The sequence below is a fragment of the Bradyrhizobium sp. Ghvi genome (genome assembly GCF_900115265.1).
Taxonomy (GTDB): Bacteria; Pseudomonadota; Alphaproteobacteria; order Rhizobiales; family Xanthobacteraceae; genus Bradyrhizobium.
Genome location: NZ_FOVU01000011.1, coordinates 20,275 through 40,718, shown reverse-complemented (window position 1 = coordinate 40,718; position 20,444 = coordinate 20,275). Strand labels below are relative to the sequence as shown.

Annotated in this window: 17 protein-coding genes and 2 tRNA genes; 13 read left to right on the top strand and 6 right to left on the bottom strand. The window is 64.5% G+C overall.

Features of this window, described 5'->3' with window-relative positions:
- Positions 1-17: 17 nt before the first annotated feature.
- From BM374_RS30505 to BM374_RS30495, 3 genes are read left to right on the top strand one after another with little or no spacing between them, the layout of a single operon-like run.
- Entirely contained in the window at positions 18-3,164 is a 3,147-nt protein-coding gene (locus tag BM374_RS30505) for an efflux RND transporter permease subunit (protein WP_092301296.1), read from the top strand.
- The gene (locus BM374_RS30500; RefSeq protein ID WP_092301293.1) at positions 3,164-6,268 is read left to right on the top strand and encodes an efflux RND transporter permease subunit; all 3,105 of its coding nucleotides are present in this window, start codon (positions 3,164-3,166) and stop codon (positions 6,266-6,268) included. Before BM374_RS30505 ends, BM374_RS30500 begins: the two co-directional genes overlap by 1 nt.
- Positions 6,269-6,305: 37 nt before the next feature.
- Entirely contained in the window at positions 6,306-7,046 is a 741-nt protein-coding gene (locus tag BM374_RS30495) for a tRNA-uridine aminocarboxypropyltransferase (RefSeq protein WP_092301289.1), read from the top strand.
- Positions 7,047-7,055: 9 nt separating this feature from the next.
- Here BM374_RS30495 and BM374_RS38840 read toward each other — a convergent pair whose 3' ends face one another.
- From BM374_RS38840 to BM374_RS30480, 3 genes are all read right to left on the bottom strand, one after another.
- Positions 7,056-7,202, bottom strand: coding sequence for a hypothetical protein (locus BM374_RS38840; RefSeq protein ID WP_177248641.1), 147 nt, complete (start codon positions 7,200-7,202; stop codon positions 7,056-7,058).
- 180 nt (positions 7,203-7,382) lie between these two features.
- Positions 7,383-7,456: transfer RNA gene (locus BM374_RS30485), tRNA-Cys, on the bottom strand.
- 75 nt (positions 7,457-7,531) lie between these two features.
- Entirely contained in the window at positions 7,532-7,726 is a 195-nt protein-coding gene (locus BM374_RS30480; protein ID WP_092301283.1) for a hypothetical protein, read from the bottom strand.
- 253 nt (positions 7,727-7,979) lie between these two features.
- On the opposite strand from BM374_RS30480, the gene BM374_RS30475 reads away from it, so the two are divergent.
- The 7 genes from BM374_RS30475 to BM374_RS30445 all read left to right on the top strand — a co-directional run bounded on the left by BM374_RS30475 (position 7,980) and on the right by BM374_RS30445 (position 15,423).
- A complete protein-coding gene (locus tag BM374_RS30475; protein WP_092301280.1) occupies positions 7,980-8,243 on the top strand; it encodes a hypothetical protein in 264 nt (87 codons plus the stop codon).
- Between the two features lie 268 nt (positions 8,244-8,511).
- A tRNA-Asn gene (locus BM374_RS30470) sits at positions 8,512-8,586 on the top strand.
- A gap of 195 nt (positions 8,587-8,781) precedes the next feature.
- Positions 8,782-8,961, top strand: a complete 180-nt coding sequence (locus BM374_RS30465) for a hypothetical protein (RefSeq protein ID WP_092301277.1) — start codon at positions 8,782-8,784, stop codon at positions 8,959-8,961.
- Positions 8,962-9,098: 137 nt separating this feature from the next.
- Positions 9,099-9,761: a protein-L-isoaspartate O-methyltransferase family protein gene (locus BM374_RS30460; protein ID WP_177248640.1), complete on the top strand. Its 663-nt coding sequence runs from the start codon at positions 9,099-9,101 to the stop codon at positions 9,759-9,761.
- Positions 9,762-9,966: 205 nt separating this feature from the next.
- Complete coding sequence (locus tag BM374_RS30455; protein WP_092301271.1) at positions 9,967-11,358, top strand: TolC family outer membrane protein; 1,392 nt, start codon at positions 9,967-9,969, stop codon at positions 11,356-11,358.
- Positions 11,359-11,661: 303 nt separating this feature from the next.
- Complete coding sequence (locus BM374_RS30450; RefSeq protein WP_177248639.1) at positions 11,662-12,417, top strand: PopZ family protein; 756 nt, start codon at positions 11,662-11,664, stop codon at positions 12,415-12,417.
- 129 nt (positions 12,418-12,546) lie between these two features.
- On the top strand, positions 12,547-15,423 hold the full coding sequence (locus BM374_RS30445; RefSeq protein ID WP_092301266.1) for a valine--tRNA ligase: 2,877 nt from the start codon (positions 12,547-12,549) through the stop codon (positions 15,421-15,423).
- A gap of 89 nt (positions 15,424-15,512) precedes the next feature.
- On the opposite strand, the gene BM374_RS30440 is transcribed toward BM374_RS30445, so the two are convergent.
- Positions 15,513-16,115 carry a DNA-3-methyladenine glycosylase gene (locus BM374_RS30440; protein WP_092301263.1) on the bottom strand — a complete coding sequence of 201 codons (603 nt, stop codon included), beginning with the start codon at positions 16,113-16,115 and terminating at the stop codon, positions 15,513-15,515.
- Positions 16,116-16,245: 130 nt separating this feature from the next.
- On the opposite strand from BM374_RS30440, the gene lipA reads away from it, so the two are divergent.
- The 3 genes from lipA to BM374_RS30425 all read left to right on the top strand — a co-directional run bounded on the left by lipA (position 16,246) and on the right by BM374_RS30425 (position 18,615).
- Entirely contained in the window at positions 16,246-17,202 is a 957-nt protein-coding gene (gene lipA / locus BM374_RS30435) for a lipoyl synthase (protein WP_092301260.1), read from the top strand.
- A gap of 6 nt (positions 17,203-17,208) precedes the next feature.
- Positions 17,209-17,679, top strand: a complete 471-nt coding sequence (locus BM374_RS30430) for a type II toxin-antitoxin system RatA family toxin (protein WP_092301257.1) — start codon at positions 17,209-17,211, stop codon at positions 17,677-17,679.
- Positions 17,680-17,835: 156 nt separating this feature from the next.
- Positions 17,836-18,615: a mechanosensitive ion channel family protein gene (locus BM374_RS30425; protein ID WP_092301254.1), complete on the top strand. Its 780-nt coding sequence runs from the start codon at positions 17,836-17,838 to the stop codon at positions 18,613-18,615.
- A 6-nt stretch (positions 18,616-18,621) separates the two neighbouring features.
- Here BM374_RS30425 and BM374_RS30420 read toward each other — a convergent pair whose 3' ends face one another.
- Positions 18,622-19,233, bottom strand: a complete 612-nt coding sequence (locus BM374_RS30420; protein ID WP_092301251.1) for a CinA family protein — start codon at positions 19,231-19,233, stop codon at positions 18,622-18,624.
- 3 nt (positions 19,234-19,236) lie between these two features.
- Positions 19,237-20,418, bottom strand: a complete 1,182-nt coding sequence (locus BM374_RS30415; protein WP_092301248.1) for a bifunctional 2-C-methyl-D-erythritol 4-phosphate cytidylyltransferase/2-C-methyl-D-erythritol 2,4-cyclodiphosphate synthase — start codon at positions 20,416-20,418, stop codon at positions 19,237-19,239.
- Positions 20,419-20,444 lie beyond the last annotated feature (26 nt).

Genomic DNA, 20,444 nt, shown 5'->3' with positions numbered 1-20,444 from the left:
AGCGGCAGGCGTATCCCATGGGTGTCTCCGAACCCTTCATCCGCCGTCCGATCGCGACCTCGCTGCTCGGCATTGCGCTGCTGATCGGCGGCTTGCTAGGCTATTTCGCGCTCCCGGTCTCCGCATTGCCGCAGGTCGATTTCCCGACCGTGCAGGTGACGACGCAGCTGCCGGGCGCCAGCCCCGACGTCATCGCCTCACTGATCACGGCGCCCCTGGAGCGGCAGCTCGGCCAGATCCCGTCGCTGACGGCGATAAATTCGACGAGCTCGTTCGGTGTCAGCCAGATCTCGCTCCAATTCGACCTCAACCGCGATATCGACGGTGCCACACAAGATGTGCAGGCCGCGATCAATGCCGCCGCCGGCGTTCTGCCCAAGACGCTGCCTTACCCGCCGACCTACGCCAAGGTGAACCCGGCGGACGCGCCCGTCATGACGGTGGCGCTGCGCTCGGACACGATCTCGCTGCGGGCGATGAGCGACATCGCCGATACGCTGCTGGCGCAGCGGCTCAGCCAGATCTCCGGCGTCGGCCGCGTCTCGGTGCTCGGCGGACTGAAGCCGGCCGTGCGCATCCAGGCCGATCTGGCGCGCCTTGCCGCCTACGGCATCGCGATGGAGGATCTGCGCGCCGCGATCGCCAATGCCAACGTCTCCGGGCCAAAGGGCTCGCTCGATGGCGCGCAGCAATCCTACATCATTGCCGCCAACGACCAGATCGCCGCTGCGGATGCCTACAGGCCTGTTATCATCGCCTATCGCAACGGCTCGCCCGTTACGATCGCCGACGTGGCGCAGATCGTCGATGGGCTCGAGAACGACCGCACCGGCGGCTGGTACGAGGGCACGCCGGCCGTCATCATCGACATCCAGCGCCAGCCCGGTGCGAACGTGATCGACGTGGTCAAGCAGATCCGCACCGAGATCCCGAAGGTGCAGCGTGCGATTCCGGCCGGCGTCAAGCTGACCATCGTCTCCGACCGCACCGTCACCATTCGTGCATCTGTCCATGACGTGCAGTTCACGCTGGTCCTCAGCGTGGTGCTCGTGACGCTCGTGGTGCTGCTGTTCCTGCGCTCGCTGCGCGCCACGCTGATCGCGGGCGTGGCGCTGCCGCTGTCGCTGATCACGAGCTTCGGCATCATGTATTTTGCCGGCTTCAGCCTCGACAATCTGTCGCTGATGGCCCTCACGATCGGCGCCGGTTTCGTCGTCGACGACGCCATTGTCATGATCGAGAACATCGTTCGCCACATGGAGAATGGCGACAGCGCGATGCAGGCCTCGCTGAAGGGCGCCAGCGAGATCGGCTTCACCGTGATCTCGCTGACGGTGTCGCTGATCGCGGTGTTCATTCCGCTGCTGTTCATGTCGGGCCTCGTGGGGCGCATGTTCCGCGAATTCGCGCTGACGCTGACGATTGCGGTCGTGACCTCTGCGGTGGTGTCGCTGACATTGACGCCGATGATGTGCTCGCGGCTGCTTCGGCACGCTCATCAGGAACTCGCGGTGCCGGGGCTTGCCGCCGTCAGCCGCTTCATCGACCGCACCGTCGAATTCTACCACCGCACGCTGCTCTGGGTGCTGGAGCGCCAGCGCGCCACGCTGGTCGTGACCTTTGCGACGCTGGTCGCGACCCTGGTCCTCTACGTCGTCGCGCCCAAGGGGTTCCTGCCGCTTCAGGACACCGCCTCGATCACGGCGGTGACGGAGGCGGGGCCTGATGTCTCCTTCGCGGAGATGCAGAAACGGCAGGCCGAGGCTGCCGATGCCATCAAAGCCGATCCTGACGTGACAGGCGTGGTCTCGGTCATCGGCGCGGGCTCGGTCAATCCGACCACCAATGTCGGGCGCCTCGTCATGACGCTGAAGCCGCGCGGCGAGCGGCGCGACGACGTCGGCGTGGTCGTAACCCGGTTGAAAGAGCGTGTGTCAGGCATTCCCGGCATGACCGTCTATTTCCAGCCGGTACAGGACGTGCAGATATCGACCCAGTCGAGCCGCTCGCAATACCAGTACACGCTAACCGGCACCGATGCGACGTTGGTCTCCGAATGGGCGCGAAAGCTCGTCGACGAGATGCGGCGCGAGCCCTTGTTCCGCGACGTCTCCTCAGAGGCGCAGGAAGGCGGCCTGCGCGCGCAGCTCGATGTCGATCGCACTCGTGCCGGCCAGCTCGGCGTCAGCCTGCAGGCCATCACAGACACGCTGAACGACGCGTTCGCGCAGCGGCAGATCTCGACCATCTACGGCCAGGCCAACCAGTACCGTGTGGTGCTGGAAGCGCTGCCAATGTACCAGCGCGATCCCTCGATCCTGTCGAAGCTCTATCTGCCGGGCGGGGCGAGTGCCACGGCGGGCGCGCCGAACGCGCAGGTGCCGCTATCCGCGGTGGCGACGCTGAAGCGCACGACGGCGCCGCTCGCGATTTCGCACCAGGCGCAATTCCCGGCGATCTCGCTCAGCTTCAACCTCGCGCCGGGCGCGGCGCTCGGCGATGCCGTCGAGGCGGTGAAGACGATCGAGACCCGCATCGGCATGCCCAACAGCATCGTCGGCGTCTACGCAGGCGATGCCGCCGAATTTGCCAAGGCGCTGGCCGGCCAGCCCTGGCTGCTGCTTGCCGCCGTGATCACGATCTACATCGTGCTGGGCGTGCTCTATGAGAGCTACATCCACCCGATCACGATCCTCTCGACGCTGCCCTCGGCCGGCGTCGGCGCCATCCTGGCGCTGATCCTATGCGGGCAGGACCTCTCGGTGATCGGTCTGATCGGCATCATCCTCTTGATGGGCATCGTCAAGAAGAACGCGATCATGATGATCGACTTCGCGCTCGAGGCCGAGCGCGGGCAGGGAATGCCGGCGCATGAGGCGATCGTGCAGGCCTGTCTGTTGCGCTTCCGTCCGATCATGATGACGACGCTGGCCGCGCTGTTCGGCGCGCTGCCGCTGGCGATCGAAAGCGGCACCGGCGCCGAGCTCCGCTTCCCGCTTGGCATCTCCATCATCGGCGGCCTGCTGCTGAGCCAGTTGTTGACCCTCTACACCACGCCGGTGATCTACCTAGCGCTCGATCGCATCAACCGCCGCCTCGAGCAGGCCCTGCCGCCGCCGGAGCCCGACGCGCCCACGGCCGGCGCGACCGAGGGGATGCAGTGATGGCATCGATCTCGGAGCCCTTCATCCGCCGCCCGGTCGCGACCACGCTGCTGTCGATCGGGCTGTTCCTGCTGGGCGGCGTCGCCTACGAGTTCCTGCCGGTCGCTTCCGTTCCGAATGTCGACTTTCCTGCCATCTTCGTCTCGGCAAGCCGTCCTGGCGCCGATCCGTCGGTGATGGCCGCAACCGTCGCTGCGCCATTGGAACGGCGGCTCGGCGAGATCGCCGGGATTAACCAGATCACGTCGACGAGCTCGCTCGGCACGTCGAACATCCAGCTTCAGTTCGACATCGGCCGCAACATCGACAAGGCGGCGCGTGATGTGCAGGCCGCCATCAACGCTGCGCTGGTCGACCTGCCCAGCGATCTGCCGGCCCTGCCTCGATTCCGCAAAGCGAACACGGCCGGCGCTCCCGTCTTCGTGCTGGCGCTGACCTCCAAGACGCTGTCCGCCAGCGCCATCTACGACGTCGCCGATACCGTGCTGGCGCAGCGCATCTCGCAAGTGCCTGGCGTCGGCGACGTGACGGTGTCAGGCGCCGACCAGCCCGCGGTGCGGATCCAGCTCAACCCGGTGGCGCTGTCGAATGCCGGCATTGCCACCGACGACGTCCGGACCGCGATCCTCAACGCTAATCCGCTAGGTCCCGTCGGCATCTTCAACGGCGAGCGTCAGAGCGAGACGCTCGCGCTCAACCGGCAGATGCGCACGGCCAAAGAGTTCCGCGACATCGTCATCAAGAGCGCGAGCGGCAATTTCGTCCGGCTCTCTGATGTCGCCGACATCGAGGACAGCGTCCGCAACGCACGCTCGATCGCCTGGTTCAACAAGCAGCCGGCGGTGCTGATCCAGATCACCAAGCAGGGCGATGCCAACGTCATCGACACCGTCGATCGGGTCAAGGCGCTGATTCCCGCGCTGAAGCAGTGGATCCCGGCCGGCGTCGATGTTTCCACCCTGGTCGACCGGACCTCGACGATTCGCGCCAGCGTCATGGATATGCAGTGGACGCTGTTCGCAACCGCCGTCCTGGTGATGGTCGTGGTGTTCGTGTTCCTGCGCCGCGCGACGCCGACCATTGCGGCCGGCATCTCGGTGCCGCTGGCGCTGGCCGGCACCTGCGCCGGCATGTGGGTCGCCGGCTTCTCGATCGACAATCTGTCGCTGATGGCGCTGGCGATCTCGGTCGGATTCGTGGTCGACGACGCCATCGTCATGATCGAGAACATGTTCCGCAATCTCGAGCACGGCATGCGGCCGATGCAGGCGGCGCTGGAGGGCGCAAGGCAGATCGGCTTCACCGTGGTCTCGATCAGCCTGTCGCTGATCGCGGCGTTCACGCCGTTGATCTTCATGGACGGCATCGTCGGCCGTCTCTTGCGCGAATTCTCCTTGACGCTGACCTTCGCGATTCTGGTCTCGACGCTGGTGTCGCTGACGGTCACACCGATGATCTGCGCCCATTATGTCAGGCAGACCACGTCGGGATCTGCCACGCTGTTCGACCGCCTGATCGAAGGCTCGCTGTCGCGCATCGTCTCGTTCTATGCCCGCACCTTGCGCGCGGTGCTGGAATTCCCGCTGCTGACGCTGCTGGTCTTCTTCGCCACCATCGGCCTGACGGTGCTGCTCTACGCCAAGGTGCCGAAAGGCTATTTCCCGACCGACGATTCCGGCTTCGTCATCGGCGCGACGCGCGCCTCGGCCGACATCTCGTTCCAGTCGATGCTGAACCTCCAGCAGCGCCTCGCCGACATCGTGATGAAGGATCCTGCCGTGGCCGGCATCGGCTCGACGGTCGGCAGCGGGGTCGGGCCGGGCGCTGCGACCTCCAACCGGGGCACCATGTTCATCAGCCTGAAGCCGCCGGAAGAGCGCGACCACGTCTCTACCCAGGTGGTGATCGATCGGTTGCGGAAGGCACTGTTTCCGGTACCCGGCATCCGTCTCTTCATGTTCGCCGCGCAGGACGTTCGCGCCGGCGGCCGGCAGAGCGATTCGAACTACCAGTACACGCTATCGAGCACCGACCTCGAACTGCTCCAGAAGTGGGCGCCGATCGTCGCCAAGCGTATGGAGACTGTCGAGGGCATCACCGATATTTCCAGCGACCGCGATCCCGGCGGACTTCAGCTCACGTTGAACATCGATCGCCAGAAGGCCGCGAGGCTCGGCGTCAGGGTCCAGGACATCGACAATGCGCTGAACAACGCCTTCTCGCAGCGTCAGATCTCGATCATCTACACCCAGCGGAACCAGTATATGACGGTGCTGGAGATCGATCCGAAATTCCAGGTCGATCCGTCCAACCTCGACCGCATTTATGTCGCGGGCGCGGGCGATGTGCAGGTACCGCTGTCGGCCGTGGTACATGTGACGCGCGGGCTTGCCGCGCTCGCGGTCTATCATTCGCAGTCGGTGCCCTCGACCACGGTATCGTTCAATACGTTGCCGGACGTGCAGCTCCAGGCGGCGACGCAGAACATCCAGCGCGCGGTCGACGAGTTGCATATGCCGGAGGGCATCCGCGGCAGCTTTGACGGCAACGCCGGCGATTTCGCCAGGACCAGTGGCCGCCAACCGCTACTGATCCTCGGCGCGCTGGTGGCGATGTATATCGTGCTCGGAGTACTCTATGAGAGTCTTGCCCATCCGCTCACAATCATCTCGACGCTGCCGTCAGCCGGCCTCGGCGCGCTGCTTGCGCTGCAGATCACCAACACGCCGCTGACCGTGATCGCCTTTGTCGGCATCATCCTCTTGATCGGCATCGTCAAGAAGAACGGCATCATGATGGTCGACTTCGCGCTGGATGCCGAGCGCCAACGCGGGCTGTCGTCAGCCGAGGCGATCTTCGAGGCCTGCCAGGCGCGCTTCCGACCGATCGTGATGACAACCATGGCGGCGCTGTTCGCCGGCCTTCCCCTGGTCATCGCGACCGGGCCGGGTACGGAACTGCGGCGCCCGCTCGGCATCACGATCATCGGGGGCCTGTTCGTCTCGCAGATCCTGACCCTCTACACCACGCCAGTGATCTACCTGTTGATCGACCGCCTGCGCCGGCGCGCCGAGCCGCGCGCGCTTGCGGCACCGGCGGAATAGGTTGTTGAACCGCCATACGAAGCGTATAGCGGCGGTCATGTCGAACCCAGCTCAGACCATGGCCGCAGCGCCCGAGCCGATCTCCGAATGTCCGCACTGCCAGAAGCCGATGCCGCTCTGCATCTGCGACAGCGTCACGCCGATCGAGAACAAGCTGTCGCTCCTGATCATCCAGCATCCGCAGGAGCAGGACAGGGCGCTTGGCACCGCGCGACTGCTCGCCAAGCACTTTTCCGACGCGACGGTGCGTGTCGGTCTGTCCTGGCCGAGCTTGTCCAAGGCGCTCGGACGTCCGATCGAAAATGCCTCGCATTGGGCCGTGCTCTATCTCGGCTCGGCACGCGCGGCCGATCTCGACGTTGAGGGCGAGATCGTCGCGCTCAACCGCAAGGGCGAGGTTGCGGACAACCAGCGCGCCATCCTCGGCAAGCTCGAAGGCGTGGTGCTGCTCGACGGCACCTGGAGCCAGGCCAAGGCGCTGTGGTGGCGCAATCCCTGGATGCTGAAGTGCCAGCGCGTCATCCTCAACCCGGCGCATCCGTCGCGCTATGGCAAGCTGCGCCGTGAGCCACGCAAGGACGGATTGTCGACCATCGAGGCCGCCGCGAACGTCCTGGCCGGCCTCGAGAAGCGCCCCGATATCGCCGAGACGCTGAACGCCAGCTTTGAACGGATGCTGACGCGCTATCGCGAGGTTCAGGCCGAAATGCCTGAATTGGCGCCAAAGCCCGCACCAAAAGGCCGCCGTCGCGATTTCCGCCGCGGCAAGAAGGCTTGACCCGCGCGGCTAATTCTTGACGCTTTCCTCGCTCGCTTGCGGCACCTGGTCGGAGGCGGAGGGCGGGAAGATGCTGTCATAAATCGCGCGCGCTTCGCGAATGAGGCGAGCCCGTTCCTGCTCGGCCTTCGGGATAAATCGGACGATCTCGCCCACGTGCTCTCCAGCGCTCGTTTGTTGGGACTGCATCCCAGCTGATGCGAACGTTATGCCAAGTGAGCTGAATCGGAGGTTTCCGGTCATCCCCGGGAAAACCCGGAGACCGCATCCGCGCAAGAACGTGCCGCCGGCGGGGCGCGACGGTTGACTTTATCTTGGAATATCAGGGAGTTGTGATGGAGGCCACGACCAGAATTGAACTGGTGTACACGGTTTTGCAGACCGTTGCGTAACCACTCCGCCACGTGGCCTCAACGAGGGCGGAGCAATATAGGGGATCAGCGGTTTAGGCAACCCCGCGGGCCGTCGCGCGTGGCGGCGAGGCCTCAGCAGGCGGCGTACCAGCCGTCCGGAAAGGGCAGCAGGGGCCAGGCGCCCTCATTGTCATTGGCGGCTTTGGGCGTCGTGTCGAAGCTCCACGAGCGTGGCACGAGTTCCTCCTCCGGCGCGGGCGCGAAATCTTCATAAGTCATGGCGTCGCGGACGGCATCCAGCATCAAGTTGAATTCGGCTTCGCTCATCACGCCCTCTGGACCACGGATGGCGCACTGTCGCAAAGCAGGTTTGTTTCCCGATTGACCCGATCGTTCGCATTTTAACGATCGCGCGATCGGAATTCGGTTGGTTAGCGATTCCTGAAAATCCCCCGGGAAACTCTAGGTTCCTCGGCCCCTCCGCCAATGTGAAAGAGATCACATCTCCCGCAAATTATTCCTCCTACCTCTTTGCGCACCGGCCGATGCAGGCCGGCAGCGGGCAGACAGGAGACCGGTCATGAAGGCGAGGTTCTTGCGGTTTGCGGCTGTGAGAAGCCGGGCGCGTCGCGCCTGGACGGTCGGGCTGTTTCTGACCCTGTTTGCCGGCGCCGCCGAGGCGCAGAAGGGCACGCCGGAGCAGAGGCGAGGCTGTACCCCTGACGTCGATCGTCTTTGTGCCGGCGAAATCCCCAATGTCCGGGCCATAACGGCCTGCCTGAGCCGTAACCGCTCAAGTACGAGCGAGGCTTGTCGCATCGTGTTCGACCGGGCCAGCGGCTGAGCTACCGCCGTGTGCATTTGTGCGCAGCAAGCACTTTGCGGCACTGACGCAAATTGCAGTGCATCGGTTGTGGATATGCTGCGGATAAGCTGTTGATCGGCGCTGATCCAGCGGGTCTTCATCACCGAGTGACGCGGCCTGACCTCGGCCTGAGGAGGGGCGGGATAAGCCCCTTCCTTTTTCCTTTGCGAATGATGGCGAATTCGTCCTTTGCAAGCGCAACCGGCTTTGTTATACGCAGCCGCGCGCGGACGACTGGTTCGCCTTTTCCTCGGTAGCTCAGCGGTAGAGCATCCGACTGTTAATCGGATGGTCGCTGGTTCGAATCCAGCCCGGGGAGCCAAATTTCGCCTTGTATTCAAAGATTTGCGAGCGTCCGTTGATCCGGCGCGAGAGGTCGCTTGGTCGATCTCTCAAAGGTCGCTGCGGCCTACATCGAGCCCAGAATCGCGTTCAAGTGGACGTGTGCGGCAGGGCACCAAATCGACTTATTTCAAATTGAGCTTGGCGGGGCCGGACTCTTACGGAGCTGATTCCCATGGCCGACATCCAGATCGACCGCGCCCTGCAGGCCCCTTCGATTCTGCCGGCGGATATTCCTGAATTGAGCGATGATGAGTGCCTCGCCTGTCTTGCTCGTGCGGTCGAGGCCCCCGATTCGGCGCGGCTGGATGAGGTGGCGGCCCTGATCGGGCGCCTTGCCGTTACGATCGAATAAGCTATCTCAGCTCCGATTTTCGCATTGGCATCGCCATTGGATGTCGGGCGAACGGACGTGTTGCGTTTTAGCGGAGCCTGTTCCAAAGATGCCGCCAACTCATCTCCGCGGCATCGCCCGCCATGCAGGATCCGCAAATGTCCGGTTTCTCGACCGCGCGCCAAAAGATGGTCGATGGCCAGGTGCGCACCAATGACGTCACCGATCGCCGCATTCTCGATGCCATGCTCACGGTTCCGCGCGAGGCCTTCGTGCCGGCCAGCCGGCAGGCGCTAGCCTATCTCGACCTCGATCTCGACGTGAGCGAAGGCGGCGCCAAACGCTTCCTGATCAAGCCGCAGCTGAGCGGCAAGCTGCTCCAGGCCGCCGAGATCGGCGAGGACGACAACGTGCTGGTCGTCGGCTGCGCCACTGGCTATCTCGCCGCGCTGACCGCCAAGCTTGCACGGCAGGTCACGGCAATTGAGAGCGATTCGGCTCTGGTCGCGAAAGCGAAGGACGCCTTCGCCGCGCTCGGGCTCACCAATGTCATCTGCAAGGCCGCGGCCTGTGCCGAAGGTGACCCGTCCGGCGCACCCTATGACGTGATCGTCCTCAACGGAGCCACCGAGGTGGCGCCGGAAGGTCTGTTTGGCCAGCTCAGGGAAGGCGGACGCCTGGTGGGCGTCTCGGCCGAATCCCGCCCGCCGCGGGCCATGATTGTGACCCGTTCCCACGGCGAATTCGGCTATCGGCCCTTGTTCGATGCGGCAGCCCCGGTTCTTCCCGGCTTGGAAAGGGCCGCTGCGTTCGTCTTCTGACCGCCGAAACCCCGTTAAAATCCCGTTCTGAATCAGAAGTGTGGCCGGGATGCTGCACGTGAAGAGTTTCCGCTGAGAACTACCCTGAGGTGGTTCCGTCGCGCTCGGCCGCGTCCTATGTTGCTGCGGGGCAACGACTCCACTCGGATACGGTAACCAGGTTCGCGGGCACGAGCTTGGCGTGAGAATGAACGGAATTTTAGGGATGCATGGGGTGAAGCTCTTCACCGGAGCAGCGGTTTCGGTCCTGTTGCTGGCGCTTGCCGGGCCGACGCCCGCCTTGGCGGATACGATCGAGGCTGCGCTGGTGCGCGCCTATCAGAACAATCCGCAGCTCAACGCGCAGCGTGCCCAAGTGCGGTCCACCGACGAGAACGTGCCGCAGGCCCTGTCGGGCTATCGCCCCAAGGTCAATTTGAGCCTCAGCACCGGATATCAGTATCAGGATATCCAACAGACTCAGAAGGGCTTGGCGATCCATAGTGACCCGCCCCTTCAGCCCAACAGCGCCAGTCTGACCGTCAATCAGACGCTCTATAACGGCAATCAGACCGCCAACAGGACCCGTGCCGCGGAGAGCCAGGTCTCCGGAGCGCGCGAGGCGCTGCGCGTACTTGAGCAGACCGTTCTGCTGCAAGCCGCGACGGCCTACATGGACTATCTGCGTGATGCGGCAACGCTCGAAGTTCAGCGCAGCAACGTGCGCGTGCTCGAGCAAACGCTGAAGCAGACGCGCGATCGTTTCAACGTCGGCGAGGTCACGCGCACGGACGTGGCGCAATCCGAAGCACAGTTGGCCGCGGGCAGAACCCAGGCCCTGACCGCCGAATCGAATCTGACGACGACGCGCGCGAACTTCCGCCGGATCATCGGGAATGAACCGTCGAACCTTGCCCCGGGCTCGCCGGTCGATCGCTTCCTACCCGGTTCGATCGCCTCCGCGGTCAATCTCAGCCTCGTGGAGAACCCGAACGTTACGGCCGCGATGTACGGCATCGACGTCAACTATCTCCAGGTCAAGATCAACGAGGGCGCACTGTTGCCGACGGTCACGGTCCAGGCTGGTGTGACTACGGCCTATCAGCAGCAGCTGACGGTTTTCCGAAGCAATAGCGCTTCCGCGATCGCGACGGCTTCCGTGCCGATCTTTCAGGGCGGCGCTGAATATGCGCTGATCCGCCAGTCCAAGGAGAACTTGGCGCAGCAGCGCCTCAATCTCGAAACCACCCGCGATCAGACTCGTGCCAACGTCGTGCAGGCATGGGGCCAGCTGGAAGCCGGCAAGGCTCAGGTGCAGTCCGCGCAGGCCCAGGTGACGGCTTCCGAGATCGCGCTGAACGGCGTGCGCGAAGAGGCCAAGGCCGGTCAGCGCACCACGCTCGACGTGCTCAACGCTCAGCAGGCGCTGGTCAACGCGCGCGTCGCGCTCGTCACTGCACAGCACGACCGAGTCGTGGCATCCTATTCCGTGCTGAACGCGGTCGGTCGTCTCGCACCGCAGGTGCTGGGCCTCAACACCACCGTCTACGATCCCAGCGTGCACTACCAGCAGGTCCGCGACAGCTGGGCCGGCGTGCGTACGCCTGACGGACGCTGATTGCCGTAATTCTCCGGTCGGCCTCGCAAACTGCAGAAGCCGACCGGGGCTTTGCTTGCAATCGTCAAAATCCCTGACATAGCCTTGCCAAGAAGCTGCGGGTCGATTCGCTCCGCTTTCGATGTTGCATGCGTAATGCTCGAGTGACGGGGCAGGGGCGCACCGCCTCACGTAGAGCTGTGATCTGGGGACAAGTCTGGCTGTCGCGACGAAAATCTCGAAGCGCACATCCGGAACCGGCCAATCCTGTCGTGCTTGGTGTAAAACAACGCATGCGAGGGCGTTGATGATGTGGAGTCGGAGATGACGCAGCCTGCAAAGGTCACAGAACCCTCCATGGAGGAGATTCTGGCCTCGATCCGGCGCATCATTGCCGACGACGAGGCCAAGCCGCCGCCGACAGAGGCCGCCAAGCCCGCGCCGGCGCCCGCCGCACCAAAGCCGCAGGCGGTGGCCGACGTTTCACCATCCAAGGTCACGCCTGCAAAATCTGCCGCTGAAAAGCCCGCGCAGCCGCCGGCCGCAAAGCCAGCGCCGCCACCACCGGCGCCCGCGGCGGATGCGGGCCCCAACAGCCAGGATGACATCGACGCGCTGCTGGCGGGCCTCGACGAGGCCACCCCTGCGCCTGAAGTGCGGGCCCCGGAACCTGAGCCTGAGCCCGACGTCCTCGAACTGACCGACGAGATGGCGATGGATCCGGAGCCGCCGCCGCCGCCGCCAAGCTTCCGCAAGGTCGAACCGCGGGACGATCTCGAATTCGCCGAAACGCCGCCGCCGCGTCAGACGCCGGCGCCGTCCTATGCGCCGGTGGACTTCGATGCGCCGCCAGTGCCCCCGCAGCAACCGATCCTGGCGCAATCGACGGTCTCTGCCGTCGAATCCGCCTTCAACTCCCTGGCCCACACCGTGCTCAGCAGCAATGCTCGGACGCTGGAGGATCTGGTTAAGGAAATGCTGCGTCCAATGCTGAAATCCTGGCTCGACGACAATTTGCCGGGCCTCGTTGAACGCATCGTCAAGGCCGAAATCGAGCGAGTTTCGCGCGGCGGCCGGTAATCCAGACGCTGCAGCCCCGATAAAGCCCTGCTCCCGTGTCATATTTGACCTGCCGGTCGGGCCGGAAGGCTCTTTTGCCGCTGAGCTTTCCGTTGACTTGAACCCCGCGCGCGGCTTTCTAGCAGCCCCATGATCGAGAAAAACTACCAGCCCGCCGATATCGAAGCCCGCATGTCCGTCGTGTGGGAGGACAGCCTTGCCTTCAAGGCCGGCCGTCCAGACCGCCGTGACGCAGTGCCCTTTACCATCGTGATCCCGCCGCCGAATGTGACGGGCTCGCTGCACATGGGCCACGCTCTCAACAACACGCTGCAGGACATCCTGTGCCGCTTCGAGCGCATGCGCGGTCGGGACGTGCTGTGGCAGCCCGGCACCGATCATGCCGGCATCGCTACCCAGATGGTGGTCGAGCGGCAGCTGATGGAGCGTCAGCAGCCCGGCCGCCGCGAGATGGGCCGCGAGAAGTTTCTGGAGCGGGTCTGGCAGTGGAAGGCCGAGAGCGGCGACACCATCATCAACCAGCTCAAACGTCTCGGCGCCTCCTGCGACTGGTCGCGCGAGCGCTTCACCATGGACGAGGGTCTGTCGAAGGCCGTGGTCAAGGTGTTCGTCGAGCTGCATCGCGACGGCCTGATCTACAAGGACAAGCGGCTGGTGAATTGGGACACCAAGCTGCTCACCGCGATCTCCGACCTCGAAGTGCAGCAGACCGAGGTGAAGGGCCACCTCTGGTATTTGCGCTATCCGATCGAGGGCAAGACGTTCAACCCTGAAGATCGTTCGACCTTCATCGTCGTCGCCACGACGCGTCCGGAGACCATGCTCGGCGATACCGGCGTGGCCGTGCATCCAGAGGACGAGCGCTATCAGAAGCTGGTCGGCAAGAACGTCGTCCTGCCGCTGGTCGGCCGCAAGATCAGGATCGTCGCCGACGAATATTCCGATCCGGAGAAGGGCTCGGGCGCGGTCAAGGTGACGCCGGCACACGACTTCAACGATTTCGAGGTCGGCAATCGCCACGGCCTGCGCCGGATCAGCGTGCTCGACAGGGAAGGTTGCCTCGACCTCGTCGATAACGAGGACTATCTGCACGGCCTGCCGGAAGGCGCCTCGCAATTCGCCGAGGAGTTTCACAAAGTCGATCGCTTTGCCGCGCGCAAGCGCATCGTCGAGCGGCTGGAATCGTTCGGCTTCGTCGAGCGCATCGAGCCGCACACCCATATGGTGCCGCACGGCGATCGCTCGAACAGCGTGATCGAGCCGTACCTGACCGACCAGTGGTACGTCGACGCCAAGACCCTCGCAAAGCCCGCAATTGCGGCGGTGCGCTCGGGCGAAACCACCTTCGTGCCGAAGAACTGGGAAAAGACCTATTTCGAGTGGATGGAAAACATCCAGCCCTGGTGCATCTCACGCCAGCTCTGGTGGGGCCATCAAATCCCGGCTTGGTACGGCCCGGACGGCAAGGTGTTCGTCGCAGAAACCGAGGAGGAGGCGATCAGCCACGCCCTCGGCTATTACGTCGAGCAGGAAGTCATCACGGCCGAGCAGGGTCGCGAAATGGCGCTCGACCGCAACAAGCGCGAAGGCTTCATCACGCGCGATGAAGATGTGCTCGACACCTGGTTCTCTTCGGCGCTGTGGCCGTTCTCGACGCTCGGCTGGCCCGAAGACACGCCCGAGGTGCAGCGCTATTACCCGACCAACGCGCTGGTCACCGGCTTCGACATCATCTTCTTCTGGGTCGCCCGCATGATGATGATGGGCCTGCACTTCATGAAGGAGGTGCCGTTCTCGACCGTCTACATCCACGCCCTCGTCCGAGACGAGAAGGGCGCCAAGATGTCGAAGTCGAAGGGCAACGTCATCGACCCCTTGCACCTGATCGATGAATATGGTGCGGACGCGCTGCGCTTCACGCTGGCCGCGATGGCGGCGCAGGGGCGTGACATCAAGCTCGCCACGAGCCGCGTCGAGGGCTACCGCAATTTCGCGACCAAGCTCTGGAACGCCTGCCGCTTCGCGGAGATGAACCAGTGCATCGTGCCTGATGGTTTTGAACCGGCGAAGGCCAAGGAGACCCTGAGCCGCTGGATCGCGCATGAGACCGCGCACACCACGCGTGAGGTGACGGAGGCGATCGAAGCCTATCGCTTCAACGACGCGGCCGGCGCGATCTACCGCTTCGTCTGGAACGTCTACTGCGACTGGTATGTCGAGCTCGCCAAGCCCGTGCTGGTTGGGCCGGACGGTCCGGCCAAGGACGAGACCCGCGCCATGGTGGCCTGGGCGCGCGACGAGATCCTGAAGCTGCTGCACCCCTTCATGCCCTTCATCACGGAGGAACTGTGGGAGGTGACCGCCAAGCGCGAGGGCCTGCTCGCACTGGCGCCATGGCCGCTGAAGCCGGCTGGGCCAACCGCGGAGCAGCTCGCGATGCTGGCCGCCGCGGCAGGACCAACCGATCCGCTGGTCTCGCCGGTGTTCGTGATGCCGATTTTCGACCATGCCGATTTCACCGATCCCAAGGCGGAAGCCGAGATCGGCTGGGTGATCGACCTCGTCACGCAAATCCGCTCGGTGCGCGCCGAGATGAACATCCCGCCGGCAACGCTGACGGCACTGGTGCTCGCGGGCGTCTCGGCCGAGACCAAGGAACGTGCGCCGCGCTGGGCCGACGTCATCAAGCGCATGGCGCGTCTGTCCGAGATCTCGTTCGCCGATCGTGCGCCTGATGGCGCAGTCCAGCTCCTCGTCCGCGGCGAGGTGGCTGCGCTGCCGCTCAAGGGCGTGATCGACGTTGCCACCGAGCGCGCGCGTCTCGAAAAGGAGATCGCGAAGGCAGAGGCCGACATCAAGCGTGCCGAGTCGAAGTTGGCGAACGAGAAATTCGTCGCCAACGCGGCCGAAGAGGTCGTCGAGGAGGAGCGCGAAAAGCGTGAGGCGGCGCAGGCCCGCAAGGCCAAGCTGCTCGAGGCGATGGAGCGGCTCAAGCAGGCTTCTTAAGACTTCCGTCATTCCGGGATGGTCCGAAGGACCAGACCCGGAATCTCGAGGTTCCGGGTTCGGCTCTTCGAGCCGCCCCGGAATGACCTTCACTTCGGAAACGGCTTGCTGAGGAATTTCGAGCCTCTGACGCCATAACGCCAGGGCAGCTCGACGGCCTTGGTGATGCCGATCCGGATGCCGGTCGCAACCTCGACATCTTCCTTCCGCGCATGCAGCGCAATCGGCGGCCGGTCCAGGGGCAGGGCATTGTGCGCGATGGTGATTCCAAGCGCCTCGGTCAGCTTGCCGGGGCCCGAGCACAGCGCGTGCACATCCTGAAGATGGCGGCGGCGCCGCATGGTGGCGATTCCATGGGTCGGCTCCAGCGCGCGGATCAGCACGGCGCTGGCCGAGCCTTCCTCCTCGCAGACGAAGTTCACGCACCAGTGGATGCCGTAGGAGCGGTAGACATAGGCAAAGCCGGGCGGACCGAACATGATCTGGTTCCGCGGCGTCGGGCCGTTGTAGGAGTGCGCGGCCGGCTCAGTATGATGATAGGCCTCAACCTCGACGATGATCCCGCCAACGCCATCGACCAGCATGGTGGCACCGATCAGGTCGTGCGCCACTTCGCGGACGTCGCGGTCGAAAAAGGCCCGCCTCAGAGCCTTGCCCAGCCGTGGTGTGGAAGGTTTCGACACTGGAGACATTCGAGGTGAGAATCGCCTGAGAACTGAGCAAGATATTGCCCATATCTGCCATGTTCCCTGAAGCGGCGCGAGCCGGGTTGCGGCAGGGAGCCAGACCGACTAGGTAGGACCTGAACAGACCGGACAGATCATGGTCGTTATTGTCGATACCGTCACGAACCCGCTGCGCCCGCGGCACCCCGAAAAGGTGAACCGCCCCGATTCCGCTTCGCCGCCGAAGCCGGACTGGATCCGTGTCCGCGCCCCGAATACCCGCGGCTATGCCGACACCCGCAACATCGTGAAGTCCAACGGGCTGCACACGGTGTGCGAGGAGGCGGGCTGCCCGAACATCGGCGAGTGCTGGGACAAGAAGCACGCGACCTTCATGATCATGGGTGACACCTGCACCCGGGCCTGCGCCTTCTGCAACGTCAAGACCGGCCTGCCGAATGCGCTGGATAGCGCCGAGCCGCAACATGTCGCCGAGGCGACCGCCAAGCTGGGCCTCGCCCACGTCGTCATCACTTCCGTGGACCGGGACGATCTCGCCGACGGCGGAGCCGAGCATTTTGCCCAGACCATCCGCGCGATCAGGGCCGCGTGCCCCTCGACCACGATCGAGATCCTGACGCCCGACTTCCTGCGCAAGGAAGGGGCGCTAGAGGTCGTCGTTGCGGCAAAGCCTGATGTCTTCAACCACAATCTCGAGACCGTGCCGTCGCGCTATCTCACGGTGCGGCCGGGCGCTCGCTATTTCCACTCGATCCGGCTGCTGCAGCGGGTCAAGGAGCTCGACCCCACCATCTTCACCAAGTCCGGCATCATGGTCGGCCTCGGCGAGGAGCGCCACGAGGTGCAGCAGGTGATGGACGATCTGCGCTCCGCCGAGGTCGATTTCCTGACCATCGGCCAATATCTCCAGCCGACGCGCAAGCATCACGCCGTGATGCGTTACGTGCCGCCGGACGAGTTCAGCTCCTATGAAAAGGTCGCCTACACCAAGGGCTTCCTGATCGTGTCGGCCAGCCCGCTCACCCGTTCGTCGCATCACGCCGGCGAGGACTTTGCGAGACTGAAGGCTGCGCGGGCCGCGACGGCCCGCTGAACGGATATGCCCCGATTTTCGAGCAAGCGCCGTGTGAATCACAGCGCATCCGAGATGTTCGATCTGGTCGCCGATGTCGAGCGCTACCCGGAATTCGTGCCGCTGTGCAGCGCGCTGAAGATCCGCCAGCGCATGGCCAAGCCCGATGGGACCGAGGTGCTGGTCGCCGACATGACGGTGTCGTTCAAGCTGGTGAGGGAATCCTTCACCAGCCGTGTCACGCTCGATCGCGCCAATCTGAAAATCCTGGTTGAATATCTGCAAGGTCCATTCAGCAATCTGGAAAATCGCTGGACGTTCGAGCCCAAAGGCGAGGATGTCTGCGATGTCGGTTTCTTCCTCGCCTACGAATTCAAGAGCCGCATGTTGGCGATGCTGATGGGCTCGATGTTCGACGCCGCGTTTGCGCGGTTTTCCACCGCGTTCGAAAAGCGCGCCGATGCGATCTACGGTCGGCCGAAGCTGGCGTCGTCCTGATCAATCGACTGCGTGCCTTTGGGAACAAGGGACGGATGGGCGCCTCGCTGCGTCAGGAAGGTTACGCCTCGCTCATTAGCCTCCGAGATCGCGTTCCCTTCAGGATCATTTCGCGCCGCCTTGCGTTCTCTTCCATCTCGCCGGGCTGGAGCCACAATGACCATCAATTTCGACACACTCAGAGCCTCGCTCGTCCTGTACGGACTGAACGCGATCTACGCGATCGTGCTGCTGGCGATCGGCTGGTATCTATCCAGCGCCATGCAGCGCTTCGTCACGCGGCTCCTGAGCGTCACGCATCGGGTCGACCCGCTGGTGACGTTGTTCGTCGGCAGCCTTGCGCGTTATGGCGTGCTGGCGGTCGTCGGCATTGCCGTGCTTCAGCTTTTCGGCATTCAGACCGCGAGCCTCGTCGCCGTGCTCGGCGCCACGTCCCTGGCGATTGGTCTTGCGCTCCAGGGCACGCTGTCCAATCTTGCGGCCGGCGTGATGCTGCTGCTGTTTCGCCCGTTTCACATCGGCCATGAGGTCGAAGTGGCCGGGAAGTCCGGCAAAGTCAGGTCGCTGTCACTGTTCATGACCGAGCTGGTCGCGCCCGACAACACGCAAATCCTCCTGCCGAACGGACAGGTCTGGGGCGCGGCCATCGTCAACCACAGCGCTTATCCCGGCACCGGCGAGGTCAAGGTGGCTTTTCCGGTACCGGCAGGCGCCGCCAATACGCTGGCCGATAAAATCCTGGGCGAGCTGCGCCACGACTCGCGCATCGACGATCAGGCGAAACCTGCCGTCTTCGTCACCAAGGTCCTTGATGTCGCCAATCCCGCGTCGCCGATCCTGGAACTGACGGTCAGCGCGAGGGCGAAGCCGTCCGAGGCCGATGCGGTCAGGCAATGCGTGCTCGACCATGCGAGCGCGCTGCTCGCGACGGCATGATTGGAGTCAACCTCGCGGCGACCGCGGCGGACGGCGCTTCACGGCGTGCCGTCGCGGCGAGCGTGTCACGCGGGGGCGCAGCCGCGATGCGGCGGTCGCCTGGCGCGGCTTGGGTTGGGCCTTCGGGCCGCGGGCGAGCTCCATCAGCATGCGCAGCGCTTCGACCACAGAGCGCGCGCGCACGGCGCTGCGGCCGATCGCGCCAAATCGCTGCTCGCGGTGGATGATGCGGCCATCGCGCGCGGCAGCCGCAAAATGGACCAGGCCAACTGGCTTCCCCGGAGTCGCGCCGCCGGGACCGGCAATGCCCGTGATGGCAACGGCAAGATCGACATCCGCCCGCTCGAGCGCGCCGATCGCCATGGCGGTTGCGGTTTCCTTGCTGACGGCGCCGAAAGTGGCAAGCGTGCCCGCCTCGACACCGAGCATGGCGCGCTTGGCGTCGTTGGAATAGGTGACGAAGCCGCGGTCGATGACGTCAGAGGAGCCGGGGATGTCGGTCAGCGCGCCGGCAACGAGGCCGCCGGTGCAGGACTCGGCGGTCGCGATCGTCAGCTTGCGCATCCGGCACAGGTCGAGCAGCGAGCGGGAGAGGGCGCGTGCGTCGCTGCCGCCCATGGCCTAGACGCTCCAGGGCAGGCGGATGGTGGCGCTCGCGGTGGCCGCGATGCCTTCCTCGCGGCCGGTGAAGCCAAGCCGCTCGCTGGTGGTCGCTTTCACGGCGACGCGGGAGATGTCGACGCCGGAGATCTCGGCGATGCGCGCGCGCATGGCGTCACGGAGCGGGCCGATCTTCGGCCGTTCGCAGATCATGGTGACCTCGAGATTGGCGATACGGCCGCCGCGCGCCGTGACGCGCTCGATGGCATATTTCAGGAACTGGTCGGAGGAGGCGCCCTTCCACTTCGCATCGCTCGGCGGAAAGTGCGAACCGATATCACCGTCGGCCAGCGCACCGAGGATGGCATCGACCAGCGCATGCAAACCGACATCGCCGTCTGAATGCGCCAGGAAGCCCTTGGTGTGCGGCACGCGCACGCCGCAGAGCATGAGGTGATCGCCTTCGCCGAAGGCGTGCACATCGTAACCCGTGCCGGTCCTGATGTCGCCGAGCAGGCTGGCCAGGCGCGCTTCCTCGCGCACGAAATCTTCGGGAGTGGTGAGCTTCATATTGGCAACATCGCCCTCAAAGGTCGCAACCGTCAATCCCGCCCATTCGGCGATCGCGGCATCATCGGTGAAATCGCTTCGTCCGTCCTTTGCGGCACGACGATGCGCTTCGAGGATGACGTCGAAACGAAAGGATTGCGGCGTCTGCGCGATTCGCAGGCGCGCGCGGTCCGGCGTGTCCTCGACATCGCCGCTCGCGCTGGTGACCTTGATGGTATCGGTGACGGGGACGACGGGGATCGCAGCACCAGTGCGGCTCGCCGCCTCGATCGCGCGCGAGATCACGCCTGACGAAACGAAGGGCCGGGCGGCGTCGTGGATCAGGACAATGTCGGGCTCGTGCCTGGCGAGCGCTTCGAGGCCTGCGAGCACCGAGGCCTGGCGGGTTGCGCCGCCGTTGGTCGGCGCCTCGTGCCTAAGGCCTGCGACCGCCGCTGTGAACATGGCGCTATCGTCGGGGTTCACCACCGGTTGCATGGCGAAGACATCGGGATGGGTGCTGAAGGCCTCCATGGCGCGGTAGATCACGGGCACGCCGCCGATCTCTCGATATTGCTTGGGACCACCGGCGCCTGCGCGCAGGCCACGTCCGGCCGCGACAAGAACGACTGCAGTGCGCTGTGATTTCGCCATAGGACTCAAATATTCAACTGTTAAGG